Below are 14,897 nucleotides of genomic sequence, written 5' to 3'. Positions count from 1 at the left end.
ATATTAAACACTTGCTGTCTTAAAATAAGACTAATTCGAGTGCGACAAAATCACGTAATCACATCACTTGATCAATCTTCACTTGATTGCGACCCGCCTTTTTAGCTATATAAAGCGCTGCATCCGCGCGTGCAACAAGTGTCCCAAGGTTATCACCTGGCACAAAACTGGTAACACCGAAGCTACCAGTTGTGTAGCCAACCACGGGGAATTCTGTCCCGGCCAACGCAAGGCGTAATTTTTCAGCAAAAATTGCTGCCTCATCAATACCCGTATTAGGCGCTATGATTAGGAACTCCTCACCACCCCAACGACCAACCACATCTACACTACGTGTGTTTGTCATGAGTATTTGTGCCAATCGCACCAACACATCGTCACCCACTAAATGACCATGAGTATCATTCACCTGCTTAAAGTGATCGACATCCAGCAAGATAATAGCGAATAGGGTTTGATAGCGATTGGCCAGTTCAATTTGTTCATCAAGCACCCTGTCCAGTCGAATACGATTTACCAGTTGCGTTAAGCTATCAGTAATCGATAGTTTAGTGATTTCGTGCATTGAGGCCTCAAGCTCAGATGTTACAACATCAATGAAACGCAATAATTTGGATACCACACGGGCATGTTTATTGGCATATGGATCTCGCTCGTCTGGCGACGTAATCGGCAAGTGCACTGTCTCAAGCTGTCCACGCTGAACTTTTTCTCCTTCACGCAAGCCAATGGCCACCATAGTAGAATTCAGTAAGCTCAAAGATGAAGAGCCAAAAAACTCACCGTAGGTGTAAAAACCAAATGTGGGTGCAACCGACTCGAAAGGTTGCGTTTCCAAATCCACATCCTCTTGCATTAAAAATCGACGACAACCGCAGGTGTACAGAAAAATAACCTGCGGATCAAATTGCACCATCACATCATGAAGTTGTTTGGCATCTTCAGTTACTAAATCAATATCACCGTAACCAATACGGAAATGTTCTCCTTCTCGAATATCAGCAACAAACTGCAATGCGCCATGCTCATCTACCGCAACAGGAACCCGCGCCAACAGTTGGCCCTCGCGCTCAAGTAAAAATGGAAACTCCAATGCGTTGACGAAGAATTGATCATCAGCTGGCAAATTAAGATAACGACGATAAACCTCGAAAGCAGGCTCACCATCAACGCACTTAACACTCAGCCCGTCAACCTCTGTTACTTGCATGGATCGGCTTAAAGGGCGCCATCCTAGATAAGTGTTAGCCTCGATGTGAAGATCATCACCAGAAAAAACAACAGCAATGGCACCTTTACTAAATTGACCAACATCGGAAAATACCAATGAATTTTTCATCGCAGCGTAATCACCCGCCCCGCCACCAAAAACAGGAAAATTTCCTAACGTAGATTCAATACCCAGCAGCAATGATGAGGTATCAATACTTAAAGGTGTAGAAAGCAGTAGCATGCCAACAGCATTGCTTGTGCTATCACTAATACGCTGACCCAACTCAGCTCCAACATTGTGCTCATCGCCGTTGCTGCATTCAATGGCAAATACATGAACACTGGAGGATTCAAAACAAGTGAACCCAATAATGGTTCGGTTAGTCATCAATCGACCATGAGCTACTTCACCCACGGTAGTTGCTCCCACCACTACTGCCGATGGCAATATCGTCTTAATCGCTAAGGTGATGGCCGATATCTGCACCTTATTCGCCTCGGCACAATAAATCTGCACAAGCTGCACGTGGGAATTTTCCACTGCGCGGGCTATCACACCGCTTGATACCTCGGAGACCAACGTCTCTATATCGTCAAAAATATGCGTCAAATGCTGAATCATGGGTCTTCTCTATCACTAAGGAGTAAATACCAAAAGGCTATGAGTGAAGTGTAGCGGAATTGATGTTCCAGCTGGGTTCGGTGGCGAACACCACAAAATGACAATGAGTAAGACCTCATTTTCCAGATGCATTAGTTGTCTTAATTTGATTATCGCCGGATAACGATAGAGGGAGAGACATTCGGCAGTTTGACCGATGCTGCACGACAGTAAGACCTGGCAAATTAGCCGGAGCTAATCATATGGACATATCAACTAGAAAACCTTCCAGCGCATGCAGCTTCCGCTTTGGGCACAGCACAGACTGATATCATGCATACAGATTGGCGTCAATTACGTTATATTTCAGAGACAGTCCAAGAAGCGTTTTCTGTTTAATCAGCCCGGTAAAAGCAGCGCAAACCCTCTTAAGCCGTGATTCCCAAGTGCTCAACACGCGCAGATAATCTTTGTTTTATACAGAATTGATACTCCCATCAAACTCCAGGGCTTAGCTAATCTTGGAGAATTTGTTATCGTCGCTGCTTTATCCAGGGAATGAATAACGATGAAGATTGAATACCTGCACGGTCAAAGAATGACCAAACTGATCCACGAAATGACCCCTCTAGAAATGGCAATTCATAGCTACGAAGAAGCCGCCCATCGCACCCTTGATCGTTACCAAAAGCTGGCTGAAACGCACCTCTCATCGGATAAGACTAGAACCGAAAAAGAACGGGACGCAGAACTCAAGGAATGCCTGCGGTTTTTGGAGTTGGAAAGGCTAAAGCTGGAGAAAATATCCGACGTCCAAGGTCAGCTTGCGGTATACCGAGAATCCGCCATGAAAGCGACCCAGGGAACAACTACTGAACGGAATACGGTAATTAGGCGATTAGAACTTGAAGAGCATCATCCCACGAACGACCTTGAATCCTACATGAGAGCCGAGGGTGTCCCTAAGCCCAGCTCGAAACATACTGCACACCATATTGTGCCAGGTAAAGGAAAAGACCAGGTCATCAATGGAAGGACCAGGCTGCATCTGCATCGATACGGCATCGGCATAAACGATCCAGCCAACGGCGTTTACCTTTTGAATAAAGATGAGTTCACACCGCACTGGTCTATGCCCTTATCGAGGGGCCATAAAAAATACCACACGAAGCAATACGAAGTATGGGTATTGAACCGGGTAAGAGTATTGAAAAATATCGATACCATAAAAACCCAGCTTCAGATCATTGGGCGTATACTCCAGCAGAATGAACCAAAGAACATCCCGGAAATCGGTGCTCGATGAACCAAATATTCGCTATTAGAAAAGACTTACCGAATTATCAGGTGCTTGACTTAGGACTCACTGATATAACTCGTCACTTACCTGATTCAGCAGATCTGGACAGCGTATTCGATTTCAGTGAACTAAATACATCTCTTGCCTCGTTGTGGAATACTCCTGAAACGCGTTACGTGAATTCGGGAAAAAAGAAAGCACTACAGCCTGATCTCAGTTGTTGGGTCGATTCAACATTGGTTTTATCTCCAAAAGCTTATCGCTTTCTGAAGGATAGCTTGGTAAACCTCGGGGAGTTTTTACCGGTAGAAATCGATGGTGAGTTGCACTACATTTTTAATTGTTTTGTTTGGGGAGATGTAAACGAAGAAGCATGCGAGTTCAACAATGAAGAAGGTATGGAAGCGGGTTTAAAGCACTTGGAATTTAGATCATCAGCTTCGAACCTCCTTGTATTCAAAGCACAAATTGAATGTGGTTTGACATTGTTTTGTAGTCAACGATTTAAAGACATTGTGGAATCCTTCGAACTCGTTGGCCTAACGTTTGATGAAAATTTGATAGTCGCTTAGAACTAAACCGTCCAATAAATTCAAATTCAAAAGGATTTTGAATGCAATCTTCAATTATTGTAGACACGCCTCATTTCCAAATAACGCTCATCGAAATATTTAAAGGGCGCAGATGCAAAAAATCGTACTTTGAATTGACTCAAAAGCCTGACAAATTGTTGAGCGTTTACGAATTTTACCAAGTTGCCGTTATTCAATTAAGGACATTTGAAAATACGTTTGGACTGCCAAAAAGCGAACTTGTTTTTTAATGACATAACCTATGCATATAAATGAAGCAACCTTACACGTCTTGGCAAATTATCCTGTATTGGAGCAATTAGCAGGGAAGAAAACCACAGCCGCTAAACTCGATTCACGTGCGTGTAGATATTTGTACTCCAGCAATAATATCAACCCGTCAATGCTCGCCGAATCGGAAAGAATATTCTATAACCTTCTATTCGATATCCAGAATTGATGGCGCTCATATATTAGCCAAAGCAGAGATTGTCACTGGTCTCTATATGTTATATACATGCTCAATTCTGGGAAATAAATCCCAGTACATAAGGTGTTACTTCAAAATGAAAGTCCCTCCATTATTGCCAATAACATGGTCGGCGAAATTGATTTTCTATGGCCATTTCCAACCAGAATATAACAAGTATTTTTCGTAATAAATAAGCAACTCTCTTCAAGCTCAATCAAAAAAAATGAGCAGCAAAAATTCCCTTCTCGCCATCGCCCCTGGCTGTCCCACATCACATGGTTTGCATTCAACACAAATGGCTGAAGCCCCAGTTTTTCCTTTATTATTAAAACTTCATTTTCACTGCATCTACACTCAATAACTGCCCATTTTTTTACAGTACACACGCCCTTATATGGGTATTTTCCTGTACAAAAATTTATCCACTTTTCAACGTCACTTTCACCGCAGCCTAAATCACATGGCTCGCCAACCTCTCTATAAAACCTTGCAATTTCTTCGATAGTGAAAGTTTGATCGATCATATTTTTTTACCCTTAGATTAATCTGCACTTGAGAAAAATAATGAACCTTATATTGAATAAACGACTGAAACTAAAATAGCTTTTCAATTATGCGTAAGGTCAGGATCGTTGCTATTTGTTACCACGTCGGTTTAGCTTTTATTCCTTCAAGACCTCCTCTTGCACGCTTTCTCTCTTTGCCTTTTAACTTTAACAATTGCACCGGCGAAAACGGTACTTCCGGTAGCAAAGCTTCAAATGCCTCAGCTTGACCTAGGGCGATCATAATGCTTGCTAGGGACTCGACGGTTAAACGCCCCTTTTCGCCTGAAACAATAACTTTTCGGGAAAGCCCAGTCAGCCTCGCAAGATCTTCCTGCTTTAAATTTTTGCCCAGCCTTGCTCGCTTCAATCTTTCACCAACGGTGCTAGCAATTTCCTGAGCAGAAGTTGAAGAAGTGATCATAGCGTTACCTTTTGGGGTCATAGATGGCAAAAGTCAGCATAAAGATCCCTTTTTGGCACGTTATACACAGTAGTACGCACCTATAACGAGCCCAGGATGGGACTCAAAAGCATTTAACGCTTATTGCCGATCTGAAAAAAACCATTATTTTTTAAATTCCCATCGACACAAAAAAATATTTATTGGAAATCAAAATCAACCATGACTTATTCCAGTCACTTCATCTTGAGCAGCAGCAAGCACCAACACAGAGTCAGTTATTAACAAATCTTGTGGCCTTCGCCCGCCCAGAAATCCGCAAAGGCTGCTAAACCAAAATGCAATCCCCCAAGCATTTCTTCCATGGGTTTCAAATAGGTTAATAATTTCACCCAAAGTAGATTGAGGACAATAACCGCTTTGGGGATTTAAGGCATAGGAGGGAAAGAGAATTTTTCCATCATAGTCGATTGCGAATATATGCTTTTTTATAAGCCATATTTCTGGATCAACTTGATAGCGTTGCAGAATCACTTGAGCAGTTAGCCACTCGGCACTGCCAACGACTTCGCGCTGTGCCTTTTCAAGCATTTTCTCTTCGAGAGTATTAGTTCCCATACACATCCCATCTTTGTTAAGGCTCTTTAGCATTGTGCACGATGAATAAAAAGAGCATACTGTATGTAAAAACAGTACCACTACCTTTATGACAGAGCAAAGAAGAAAATGCATACAAATGACACTTCTGAAATAACTCAAAAGCATTTGGCATCGAGCATTGAGTGGCTTTCGATGATGAGTGCATCAGACAGGTGGAACTTAACTGATGACGAAGTCGCACAGATATTAGGAATTGATACGGGAGATTATCAAGATCTGAAGTATAGAGTCGCAAACAGACAAGCAGTAGTGATGACGTGGGATTTGGTCGAGCGAGTAAGCCTACTGTTTAGCATATCTCAGTCGTTAGCCACGTTGGCCCCCACTGATAAACTCGCTCTCGACTGGTTCAATAAGGCCAATTCCGGAGATTTCCTAAAAGAAAAATCGATAAAAAACTACTTACTTATGCACACCTCGATAACTGACTTTCATACATTAAATAATTATTTAAAGTCACTTATTCGATAAATCGAAATCTTAGCTTACCGCTTTACCTTTACCTTTACCTTTACCTTTACCTAATGACTTTAATCTTCATCGACGACGTTTTAAATCTCTTGCTATCAACCGCCTCCTCTATTAAAACCATAAGTTGTCGCAGCACATAGCTGCCAACTCAAGTATTTAAATATTGGAAGAATTCCTATCAAAAAAATTGCCTGCATTTGGCCCACTCCCATATTTATCGAACGACCGTAACCAACGATAAAAAAGCATAAAACACCTAATCTTTATCGCCAAGAAAATATCACCCCCTAATCAACCGTCTTGTCTAAATATTGGTAATTGCCAATATTTGTCGAAATTTTCTATACCGAGTTCGACCTTGAAAACACATGCAAATAAAAAATATTTATAAAAACTGGCACAGTTTTTATAAATCAACATTGATTTTTTAAGAAAATTTAAGACATTGATTAATAAGGAAAATATCAGAATTAATTTATCAGTTTATATATGCATCGATATAAAATATATCAAAATGTATATATTTATCAATAGGTTACAACGTTACAATTGGTTGCGCGCGCTGTTATTTTCGTTGTATATTCAAAAAGGATAAATTCCAAATCTAAACAAATTTGGTAGAAAAAATTTAAAGTTATAGGAGAAATTAAATGTAAAAAAATCACGGGGAAATGAACAAGGGGAGTTGGCGCTCCCCCGAGCAGAGTTTTTGAGAAGCCTTTCTGCGATTCATATTATCCCCCAAAGTACAAAAAAAACGCAAATTATATTTTGCGATAGGAGCACTTTTTTCTGAAAAAAGTGTTCCTGAAAAAAATGACTTTGAGAATTATAAAACTTCCGTTTGGGAAACTTATGAGGGATAAAAATGAAAACTACTAAAGTAAAACAACCGATCATCACTCAATCTGAAATTAACAAAATTGAAAATTATCAGATTAAAAAGAAGCTTGCAGGAAAATATCATCCGTGGGTCACGGTTCGTCAATCGCAGACTCACGGCCAAGGTCACATATTGACAAGTCACAAAGCTGATCATCCAGTTCACCTACTTAGCCTTGGGGAGCACAATGCTTTCCTCACCGTTGAACACGAATCATCTGTCATTTGCATCTATGAGCAATTCCCACTATGCATTCGCGAAACAATGAAAATTGCCAAGGAATTAAACATACGGCACCCCGGTAGTTACAAGGAGCGTGTCAAACACGATATGAAGATTCCTGCCAAAACAATGACGACAGACTTGGTCGTTGTGATGTTGGATGAACGAGGATCGACGGCTATACAACCTTACAGCTTTAAATACAGTAGCTCATTAGATTTGAGTCAGACTAGTGGGCGCTCAGTCAACAGAACACAAAACAAACTAAAAATTGAAACGGCCTACTGGGCCGACAAATCAAACGGACTACGGTTGATAAACGAGACGTTCTTTTGTGCAACCAAGATCTACAACCTTTCATACTTAAGGCAATGTTTTGATTACCGCGAATATATTGAACAAAAATCAGCGATATATATTTCTACTGTAATCACATTTAACAAATTACTAACTCACAGCGTTGAGAAAACACTGAAAGAATGCATTGAAACGGCTGCAATTACAGTAGGAATCGATGCCTTTCATGCGGAATGTGTTTTTCAGCATGCATGCTACGAAGGTCTACTACCTATCGATTTAAGCCAAAAAATAGAACTATGGGCACCGGTACCGCTGTATACGAAGGTGAATCCTTATGCTTATTAATCAAGAGCTACGATCAACAAAGTCAAAAGCAAGCACACGATTTCTGATAGTTGCTTACAGTTTGGACGGTTGCAAAATGGCGCTTTCGGATCTAACGCTGAAATGCGCAAGAAAACCCATTGCAATCTCAATTGAAAAGGCTTACGAAAAGATTAAAAAAAACGAGTGGGAAGTAATAGATCACGACTTCCCATCGTATTTGTACTTGTCTGATAACGAGCTGAGCAATAAATGGAAAGAATACCGGGACAAGGCGAAGGAATACTTAAGCCCCTTGATTGATAACGAAATCGCAATCGACAATTATCTTTTTGGCGTATCCGAAGGGATACTGTCGAATTTGATTAAAAGTTCCGGTAAAAGCCACTCTTACATACACAACAAGACACATCAGTGGTTCAGAGGTGGTGGAATGCTCAATGCACTACTACCCCGCTTCAAAAATTGCGGCACGAATCACACGTTGCCCGCCAAACCAATCATCAATTCAGACGGTTCTGTATGTATAGCTGCTAAACCAGGCAAGCCAACAAAGTATGGATTACCTTTTCGACAAGTCACACAGCAAGATCTTAAAAAAATAGAAGCATTTTCCAAAAAAATTCCTTCGGGAACAAAAGTTAACCTCATGGATCTCTACGAAGAATTCATACGTGAATCAATGAGTTTCAGCTTCGCCCCAAATTCTTCCGCGAATCAGGAAGATGTGCACAGCGAAAATATCACCTATCCACGCGATCATCTAATTTCTCCACGCTCATTCCAATATTTCCTGAATTCCTTAGTGCATGATTTAGATTGGATATTAAAACGCGTTGGACAAATAACTTACGATAGAGACCATAAAGGAAAACCTGGAGTTGCCCGAACCGGACTCAGAAATGCGGGGCAACGATTCGAAATCGACGCGACTATTGCAGACGTTTATGTAAGGTATCCGTATACAAACCATGAGCTATTGAGTTGTGGAAGACCGGTAATTTATTTTGTTATCGATACATACTCAGCAATGGTAGTCGGTTTCCACATTGCATTTGATGGCCCCAACTGGGTCGGCGCTTCCCAAGCTTTATTCAACGCATTCGAGAACAAAGTAGAATTCTGCCGCAGATGGGGGGTGGAAATTAATGAAAACGACTGGCCGTGCGACTTTATATGCAGCGAGATAGTGTGGGATCGCGGTGGGGAAAACTCTGATAATCATCTGAGTTCAGTGCTCAAAGGAAAAATCGGCGTTAAGACAATGAAGCTCGCAGCATATCATCGCGGTGATTGCAAAGGAACAGTTGAGAAAACTTTTGACATTGTGCTGACTGAAACAATTAACTTTGATCCGGGAAGAGTTGAAAAATATCCGTCAAAAGAACTTCAGCATGCATCGAGAACACCATTTCTCGAATTTGAGGATCTTGTTAAGAAAATAATTAAAATTATTATTCATAAAAACAACTTCAGTAGAAAACTGGAAGCTCACGATTTCAATATGGAATCCATCGGTGTGGGTTACACACCTAGAGACATATGGAATCACTTTATGAGCAATATAATACACAAACCAAAAATATCTAAAGACAAAATACGATTTGCTTTGATGCCTGAAGCCGAGGGCACAATAACAGAAAAAGGAATTCGCTTTCGCGGCTTGCACTTCAGTAATTCGCAGATCGAAAAAATGTTATGGCTAGACAAAGCTAAAAATTTGGGTAGAAGCAAAATTAAGATTAGATATTCTGACCTAACAACCAATCATATTTGGCACTTCGATGAAGAAACAAATGAATTGATGATGTTAAATCTACTGGAGCGAAGCGAAGCATACAAAAACCAGATATGGGCTAATGTTTTGCACAGACTTGAGATCAGAAAGCACGAACTTGCACATCAGGATACAGCGCGCTTTAACGCACAAATGATGCTGGATATGGATTTATCCGAAATAGATGAAGAAATCAAAAAACGTAATAAGCGCCTGAAAAAATCAGAAGCAAAGAATTCGGAGCCGGGCACCAAAAAACGTAAAGATACCGTTGTGGCAGTTCATCGAAATGAACAAGCAAGCCAGACAGTTTCTGACATGCAAACTGATACTGACATCTCCGAGCCTGCTGCGAACCATACCGACGACCTTTCAGATCAAGATCTTACTGACCCAACTTTTATTTACTAATTATGCGAGTTATCCATGTCCACTAAATATTTGAAACATCCAAATCCTGTTTACCGAAATAATCCTCTCATAGAAGCGCTAGGACTACCGCTTCTCAAAGACGACTTAGTCGCGAAATGTACGAGAAAATACAGTACAGAGCTCGAACTTGACGGAATACCTCCCGAATACCATGGTTTTTATCGGCGTACGGCTATTGATAATTTAATACGCTTTCACGAGCCACGCGATGAGCTGTATAAAATTTATGATATCCAACGACGCATGATCGAAAGCGGCTTGGTGAGACGCAACCCCCTGATACAACCAGCCAATAAACTGGGCGTACCTATCATGGCCCTACTCTCTGCTATTAACAAGGATCTACAAGAATCCAAAAATAAAACAACGGCAAGAGCCCCAGCAAACAAGCAAATAAAATCATTCAATGTTAAGAAGCTTGGATTTGCAGAAGTAGATCACAGCTATGTTTTCGCCGGCTTAAGCGGCGTAGGAAAATCGTCCCTAATGGAAGCGATGATCCAAGCTGAAGAACAGGTTATCTATCACACGTCTTACACAGACAGCAATGGAACGAAACATCCTTTTCAAATGAAGCAAATTCAAAAACTTTATCTGAAAGTTGACAACAGAAAAGGACAAAAATCAACATTGCTTTCGATTCTTGAGAGCATTGATGCTTTGGTGGACGAGGAATATACAACTAGTCTGAAAGGTAGTGACATTCGAGAACTGATCGCGGCCGTTCGGAAAGCGGTAGTGATACACGGCGTAGGATTAATTATTTTTGACGAAGCGCAAAATTTAGCGCCAAGCTCTAAAAATGAGATAATTGGTGCGTCCGAACGTGTTTCAATGAAATTTCTCGAAGAAATATTTAACCATATTTCTGTGCCAACCTTCTTCGTCGGAACATTCTCACTGCTAAATCTATTTACGAGAGAAATGACAATCGCTCGAAGATCAGCAAAAGATGGCTGCACCTTATTAAGCAGCTGTGCCATTGAGAGTCCATTCTGGGATCGCTTGTGTCGAACGCTGTTTCAAGCGAGGCTATTAAAAACACAGCGCACAGAATATGAAATTATTAAAAATCATCTTCATCATTTATCTGCCGGTTTACCCGCCGTGGCCGTAAGTTTAACCAGAGCTACGTTAAATTTTCTATCCTTTCTAGCCCCGAAGAATCAGGATTTTAGTGTTGCAGCTTTGAATAAAATTTATCGTGAGCAATTTGAAATACTCCACAAACCTCTTGAGGCACTAAAGAATGGAAATTATATAGGCTATGAAGATTTCGAACCAATGCATTTACTTCAAAGCGTGGAATCAGCTATCAAATCGCAATTTTCACAGTCAGCAAAAGTTAGTGAAATTGACAATTTATTAACCGGAAACCCTGTGATAAAAAAACCTGCTGTCGCAACAGAAATTGAAGATGCAATCTCCAAGGATCTTGATGCACTCGCGCAAGGAATGTCGCCAAGTGCACTCGTTGGTGACTTCCAATCTAACACTGTACGTTAGGAGTGCGCACATGAGAACTTTACTTCAACTGTTACCAGGTGAACACATAACCGCTTTCCCTGCTAGATTTTATCACCTCGGCCTGCTGGATCAAGTGAAGAGCTGTGAATACCTGGGTGTTAGCCGGGGAATTTATGACGCGAAACCGCAGCATTTACTGAGTACTGCGCAGCATAAAGCCATCTCGATATTTGATATCAACAAATATCAACAGCTGTGGATGGATCATGGATTTGGGAAATTAATCAATAAATTCTTAAATAAAGAAGAAAAGTTACTGATTCGAAACTCCCTATCAAATCTTCACTCTAAATGTGTAACTGGTCAATTAAGTATTGAAAATGATTCGTGGAACTGGTGCCACTTGTGTACAGCTGAAGATCGAGAAACCTTTGGAGTCAGCTACTACCACCGAGATCATCAAATTCCTGGAGTCTTTCATTGTGCCAAACATAAAATTCGTCTCACATCGAATTGTCTAATCTGTGGATTCAGAGTATTAAATCTTGCCAAATCGCCGTTGCCTCCCACGTCCAATGAATGCCCAAGTTGCAATAGCAACATGCCATCCAACGAAGTCTATTACGATGAAACAATGGATGGTATCGAAAGTAAAATGATTCAAATGACCAATCAAGATTGTAGCTTTCAGTTATCTGACTTCACAAAACATATTCGCAATTTTATTGGAATCGACATCACTACACCGTTAGATGTACATGAAAAAAAAAGACTTACGGAATGGAAACGATTCATAAGATCATTTTTAACATCACAGGCTAGTGATACATATTTCAAGAAAAGCAAAGGGAAAACCTCAAAAAACAGGAGTGAATATTTATTGACTCGCTCTCGACTCTACAACGAAAGTAGCACAGTCGGCATAACACACCCTTTAATACATCTGATAGTTCTAAAAGCAACTAAACATGAAATCTTCAGCTAGCGCATTCCTTCCCACCTACATAGTTGGTGAATCGGTATACAGTTGGGTGGCTCGCTGCCACCTGTGTCAAACATCTTCCGCATGGCGGTCCACGAACCGTTTTCTGTTTGGTACTGAGCACGTTAGACTCCATTCAGTTCTTCCCGCCCATTTAGCAATGATTTCTTCACATTCCCATACACCTGAAGAAACTCTACTTTTTAATGCTACGGGATATTCCTTATTTGCCTACATGCAGCAAAGCGTTGAATGGGCCGAAAAACTCCGGCAAGCTTTGATTGCAGAAAACGGCGGACGAATAGCAACTCTCGCGAGCCTTTGCTCAAGTAAGCTACCGTTCCATTCATGCTTAAAGTTTTGCCCGGATTGTTTGGAAATAGATAGCGTAACTGAAGGAACTCCTTACTGGCACACTGGCCACCAACTTTACGGAGTTTTGTCATGCCCGGAGCATGGATTACGCCTGATAGAAATACCTTGTGGAACAGGCGGTATTGATCACGAATATATTCTGCCGGAGATGACTAAAAGGCGGTCACAACCAGCCCCTAAATTAATTAATTCATTGTCGAAACAAATAGTGAGTTCTCATGAATTTTTGAACAGATATCAAAAACCTATTTTCCCTTCTAATGCATATAACTTGCTACTAAAAGAGAGAGGATATATTACTGAAGGTGGTAACTTACGCTGGAAATCACTCCAAACAGATATGCAAAAATTCTGGAGTGGCTTATTTAAATGCCTGAATATGCATGAATCGCGATCTATTGAGAGCCTTCAATTTGTTCCCAGCTTGATTCATACCAATAAACGCATTCATTACTTTAAACACTCACTATTAATTGGCTTTCTAAACGGTAATGTACAGAATATTATAATTCCCGAGCCAAGTTTTGACGCTGAGATATACACAAAACAAATTTCGATCACTTCGTCCAATACTAATCGTTTAGCTGAAGATGAAATTCTTAAACGATTAGCCCAAGGTGAATCACTGCGGTCAATAGCTAGAACTTGTGGAAAGAGCATCGGATATTTAGTACAACTAGCCGGAAGAAACTCAATCAAAACCGAAAAGCGAATTAAATTCATCACTCCTGATATAGAGCGAGCAATTTGGCGGCAAGCGTTCTTGGGGAAACATCGATCAGAAATTTCCATCAATAATAATTGCTCAATAGCAGCTGTGGAAAAAATAATTCAAAGTCATAAGGGATTATCAAAATGGCGGTCCCACCTCCGCCGGAAAGCCCAGCTTCGTAAGCGCCGCACATCAATAATTAATTTTATAAACAAAAATCCAAATACCACACGTGGGCAAGTCCAGAATCTATGTCGTTCGGACTACATATGGCTTTACAGATTTGACAATGAATGGCTTTATAAAAAACTACCACCCAAATTACCTAAGAAATATCAGAATAATATCGACTGGATAACTAGGGATCGAGAATTAGCAAGACGTATCGAACTCGAAATAGAAGAAGGAAAGTCATTGACTGCAATCGATAGACAGCTAGGTTCTCACGGTTGGTTAACGAGACGCAAAGAGAGGTTTCCCGGCGCAGTTAAAACTGCGATAAAGATTATAAAACGCTCTATAAAGTAGATTCTTTTTAAAAAGCCCCTCAAAAACACATCGCATCGCGTACAAACTGACTAATTTTCAATCAATCCATGAAGTACCCCTCTTTTTTTATGTTTATATCGACCTATCAACATTTTCTGTCTGACTAACGGTTGATAGTTTCTACACGTAGAATGGTATGATCGAATACCGCATCAGCCAGCTAAAACTTATAGTGCAGATGGCCGCCGATAAACTGAAGCTAGTTCTCATCTTCAATTGCACCATTTTCTCGAATCTTTCATCTATTTAGCGCATTGTTTTCAACTTGAATTGTGTTTGATGAAAGCGTAAGTTATTGATTTATATAAACCGTCAATTTTCAACTTCAATTGTCGTCATCAAGATGTGGCTGTCGAATAAAGAGTGTGACAGCCAAAACAAAGAGTGTGACTGAAATAAAGAGTGTGACTGAGATTTTGTAATAATTTATTTAAAATTTAGACACTCTATTAAAAAAATAGTGGAAGTAGCCCGCATCCCCCGTAACCACGTGGGGTACGGGGGATTTCACTCGGCCAAGACACTTACTGATAACGACAATTGAAGTTGAGAGCCAGAAATTAAGGTGCTTTACGAGCCGGCAGGTGCAAGGAATTGCGTCCCAAATAAAGCTCACAGAATGCTCCAAGATTTCTAAA

The 14,897-nt window shown here is 40.6% G+C and carries 12 protein-coding genes; 8 read left to right on the top strand and 4 right to left on the bottom strand.

Translation table 11 applies throughout. From position 1 onward, the window contains the following. Positions 1-58: 58 nt before the first annotated feature. A complete protein-coding gene (locus AAGC78_RS06505; protein WP_435783241.1) occupies positions 59-1,834 on the bottom strand; it encodes a sensor domain-containing diguanylate cyclase in 1,776 nt (591 codons plus the stop codon). Positions 1,835-2,381: 547 nt separating this feature from the next. On the opposite strand from AAGC78_RS06505, the gene AAGC78_RS06500 reads away from it, so the two are divergent. Continuing rightward, entirely contained in the window at positions 2,382-3,119 is a 738-nt protein-coding gene (locus AAGC78_RS06500; RefSeq protein WP_435783240.1) for an AHH domain-containing protein, read from the top strand. Then, entirely contained in the window at positions 3,116-3,685 is a 570-nt protein-coding gene (locus AAGC78_RS06495) for a hypothetical protein (protein ID WP_435783239.1), read from the top strand. The genes AAGC78_RS06500 and AAGC78_RS06495 overlap by 4 nt, the downstream gene beginning before the upstream one ends. 561 nt (positions 3,686-4,246) lie before the next feature. Here the strand turns inward: AAGC78_RS06495 and AAGC78_RS06490 are convergent. From AAGC78_RS06490 to AAGC78_RS06480, 3 genes are all read right to left on the bottom strand, one after another. Beyond that, on the bottom strand, positions 4,247-4,681 hold the full coding sequence (locus AAGC78_RS06490) for a DUF6957 family protein (RefSeq protein ID WP_435783238.1): 435 nt from the start codon (positions 4,679-4,681) through the stop codon (positions 4,247-4,249). A 118-nt stretch (positions 4,682-4,799) separates the two neighbouring features. Continuing rightward, a complete protein-coding gene (locus AAGC78_RS06485) occupies positions 4,800-5,126 on the bottom strand; it encodes a helix-turn-helix domain-containing protein (protein WP_435783237.1) in 327 nt (108 codons plus the stop codon). Positions 5,127-5,321: 195 nt separating this feature from the next. Next, positions 5,322-5,723: a hypothetical protein gene (locus AAGC78_RS06480; RefSeq protein WP_435783236.1), complete on the bottom strand. Its 402-nt coding sequence runs from the start codon at positions 5,721-5,723 to the stop codon at positions 5,322-5,324. A 108-nt stretch (positions 5,724-5,831) separates the two neighbouring features. Between AAGC78_RS06480 and AAGC78_RS06475 the strand changes: the two genes are divergently transcribed. The 6 genes from AAGC78_RS06475 (at position 5,832) to AAGC78_RS06450 (ending at position 14,238) form a co-directional block, all read left to right on the top strand. After that, positions 5,832-6,236: a hypothetical protein gene (locus AAGC78_RS06475; protein WP_435783235.1), complete on the top strand. Its 405-nt coding sequence runs from the start codon at positions 5,832-5,834 to the stop codon at positions 6,234-6,236. 868 nt (positions 6,237-7,104) lie between these two features. Then, positions 7,105-7,986, top strand: a complete 882-nt coding sequence (locus AAGC78_RS06470; RefSeq protein WP_435783234.1) for a TnsA endonuclease N-terminal domain-containing protein — start codon at positions 7,105-7,107, stop codon at positions 7,984-7,986. Next, the gene (locus AAGC78_RS06465; RefSeq protein ID WP_435783233.1) at positions 7,976-10,153 is read left to right on the top strand and encodes a hypothetical protein; all 2,178 of its coding nucleotides are present in this window, start codon (positions 7,976-7,978) and stop codon (positions 10,151-10,153) included. The genes AAGC78_RS06470 and AAGC78_RS06465 overlap by 11 nt, the downstream gene beginning before the upstream one ends. Before the next feature lie 15 nt (positions 10,154-10,168). Continuing rightward, positions 10,169-11,680, top strand: coding sequence for an ATP-binding protein (locus AAGC78_RS06460; RefSeq protein WP_435783232.1), 1,512 nt, complete (start codon positions 10,169-10,171; stop codon positions 11,678-11,680). Positions 11,681-11,690: 10 nt separating this feature from the next. After that, positions 11,691-12,626 (top strand): TniQ family protein, encoded by a 936-nt coding sequence (locus tag AAGC78_RS06455; protein ID WP_435783231.1) that lies wholly within the window; start codon positions 11,691-11,693, stop codon positions 12,624-12,626. Beyond that, entirely contained in the window at positions 12,610-14,238 is a 1,629-nt protein-coding gene (locus tag AAGC78_RS06450; RefSeq protein WP_435783230.1) for a TnsD family Tn7-like transposition protein, read from the top strand. The genes AAGC78_RS06455 and AAGC78_RS06450 overlap by 17 nt, the downstream gene beginning before the upstream one ends. Positions 14,239-14,897 lie beyond the last annotated feature (659 nt).

Source organism: Cellvibrio sp. (genome assembly GCF_039207905.1).
Lineage (GTDB): Bacteria > Pseudomonadota > Gammaproteobacteria > Pseudomonadales > Cellvibrionaceae > Cellvibrio.
Note: the sequence above shows the minus strand (reverse complement) of the source record. Positions and strands in the feature narration are given on the sequence as shown.

Coding starts and splice junctions, on each gene's coding strand:
- AAGC78_RS06505 (WP_435783241.1), bottom strand. CDS start 1,834: ATGATTCAGCATTTGACGCATATTTTTGACGATATAGAGACGTTGGTC.
- AAGC78_RS06500 (WP_435783240.1), top strand. CDS start 2,382: ATGAAGATTGAATACCTGCACGGTCAAAGAATGACCAAACTGATCCAC.
- AAGC78_RS06495 (WP_435783239.1), top strand. CDS start 3,116: ATGAACCAAATATTCGCTATTAGAAAAGACTTACCGAATTATCAGGTG.
- AAGC78_RS06490 (WP_435783238.1), bottom strand. CDS start 4,681: ATGATCGATCAAACTTTCACTATCGAAGAAATTGCAAGGTTTTATAGA.
- AAGC78_RS06485 (WP_435783237.1), bottom strand. CDS start 5,126: ATGATCACTTCTTCAACTTCTGCTCAGGAAATTGCTAGCACCGTTGGT.
- AAGC78_RS06480 (WP_435783236.1), bottom strand. CDS start 5,723: ATGGGAACTAATACTCTCGAAGAGAAAATGCTTGAAAAGGCACAGCGC.
- AAGC78_RS06475 (WP_435783235.1), top strand. CDS start 5,832: ATGCATACAAATGACACTTCTGAAATAACTCAAAAGCATTTGGCATCG.
- AAGC78_RS06470 (WP_435783234.1), top strand. CDS start 7,105: ATGAAAACTACTAAAGTAAAACAACCGATCATCACTCAATCTGAAATT.
- AAGC78_RS06465 (WP_435783233.1), top strand. CDS start 7,976: ATGCTTATTAATCAAGAGCTACGATCAACAAAGTCAAAAGCAAGCACA.
- AAGC78_RS06460 (WP_435783232.1), top strand. CDS start 10,169: ATGTCCACTAAATATTTGAAACATCCAAATCCTGTTTACCGAAATAAT.
- AAGC78_RS06455 (WP_435783231.1), top strand. CDS start 11,691: ATGAGAACTTTACTTCAACTGTTACCAGGTGAACACATAACCGCTTTC.
- AAGC78_RS06450 (WP_435783230.1), top strand. CDS start 12,610: ATGAAATCTTCAGCTAGCGCATTCCTTCCCACCTACATAGTTGGTGAA.